1 protein-coding gene is annotated in these 1,801 nt (G+C 54.5%); it reads right to left on the bottom strand.

Translation table 11 applies throughout. The features are described 5' to 3' along the window. Window positions 1–942: 942 nt before the first annotated feature. On the bottom strand, window positions 943–1,801 hold an 859-nt coding region (locus tag BN3795_RS00165), incomplete at its 5' end, for a U32 family peptidase (protein ID WP_198524601.1).

The raw sequence follows: 1,801 nt of genomic DNA, 5'->3' as shown, positions 1-1,801 counted from the left end.
GGGTGACAAGGAGTGACTGACGAAGCATCGCAAGAAGGGCTATGGAAGTTACGGGTTGCGAGTTACGAGCTACGGGTTAGGAAATACGGTTTGTGGTTTGTGGTTTGTGGTTTGTGGTTTGTGGTTTGTGGTTTGTGGTTTGTGGTTTGTGGTTTACGAGTTACGGGGTTACAGTTTACGGTTTACGGTTTACGGTGTTACGGCTTACTAAGGTTGTCCGAGGATAGTTGGGAGAGAGTCTGGCCGGCCCGCATTGATCGGGATGGAGTCATGTCTCATATTGGCTTGGTCGCGTTGAGTCGCGTGGTTCGCATTGAATCGGGCTAGTAGCGTTAAATCGGGTTGATTCGAGTCGGGTTGGTTGGTTCAGTTTGGCGGCTAACGGAACTCAGAGACGTTATTTGCTCCAACAGTGGGAACACGAATTTGTAACGGAACCAGGAGACCTTATTTGCCCCAAAATGACCGCAGACACCCACTTTAAGCTGAATAACGCCCTCTTGTTCCGTTAGAGCGGGAAATATCCGGGAAATGGGCAAATAACGTCGTTCAGTTCCGTTAGAGTCTTTTACCTCGGGACCAACCCGTCTTGGGCTCCTTTCGAAAAAAGTTCGCAAACGTGTAAATTTTATTTTGATTGTGATACAATGAAAGTACTTATTAAGGAGCCGTGCTTGCAGGCACAGCCCCGGGCAATAGCCGCTTTTAAGGGCGGTAGGCTTTTATTGGAATGGCAGCAAATAGACCGATTCCTTGGCCGAGGGCGGTCTATTTGTGTTTATGGAAGGAAAGTATCAGGACCATTAAAGTCGCGAATGAGATCATTAGTTGCTTGTCTACTATTATACTATACTTGTTAAGTAATGGTATTTTCATAGATTACAACAAAAAGGGAGCCCCTGCGGTATAACTACCGCGAACCCCGGGGGCTCCCTTCCTTATTTATTTCACCAGCTGCCCGCGCGTAACGCCGAGCTGGTTGGTGGCTTTGAGGGTCTTCCACACCTGCGTGCCGCTGATTTCCCCGCGCAATGCCTTGTTGTAGAGGTCGATCACCTCATGCACCTGCTCCGGCGTTTCCTCGAGAAACTCGACGCGGTATTTCGACACGCCCAGCTCGAGAAAATGGCTCAGATACTCTGCGCCCGACTGCTCGATGGCGTTGTACACCGTGTTGCGGCAGCCTTCGTCCACGCGCACGGGGTGGGACATGCCAATGCGGTCCTGCAGCGAGGCGCGGTGCTCTTCGCACGGACGACCGCAGTTGGTGTAGTCCGTACCTTCGCTGAGGAAGGTGCAATACACGCAGTGCTCGGTATGAAACATCGGCAGATGCTGATGGATCACGATCTCCATGTCGGCCGTCGGGCTGACCCGGAGCAGATCGACCATCTGCTGGATGTTCAGGTCGTAGGACGGTGTCACCACGTCGCAGCCGACCTCCAGGAACAGCTCGGCCGTCTTATGGTTGGCGATGTTCAGCGAGAAATCGCCGATCAACCGCGGATGCACGGCCGACGGGTTCTCTTGCCGGTGGCGCAGGTAGTAATACAGCGCCCCGGTGTTGCGCACCAGCACCGCGTCGGGCTGGAGGCGCAGGATGTTGTTGTGATAGCCGTTTTCGCCCGGCATATGGATGCGCGGCGTCGCCAGCGCGATCCAGGCTCCGGCTGCGCGAACGGCGTCCACTGCTGCCGGGAACTGCTTGATAAACTCGAAGTCGGCGTAGATGTAGGATACGCCGGCTTCCAGCGCAGCCTGCACCTGCGGCAGGCTGCGGCACAACGCGGCGAGCTGCGCC

This window comes from Paenibacillus phocaeensis, assembly GCF_900021165.1.
GTDB lineage: Bacteria > Bacillota > Bacilli > Paenibacillales > Paenibacillaceae > Fontibacillus > Fontibacillus phocaensis.
Note: the sequence above shows the minus strand (reverse complement) of the source record. Positions and strands in the feature narration are given on the sequence as shown.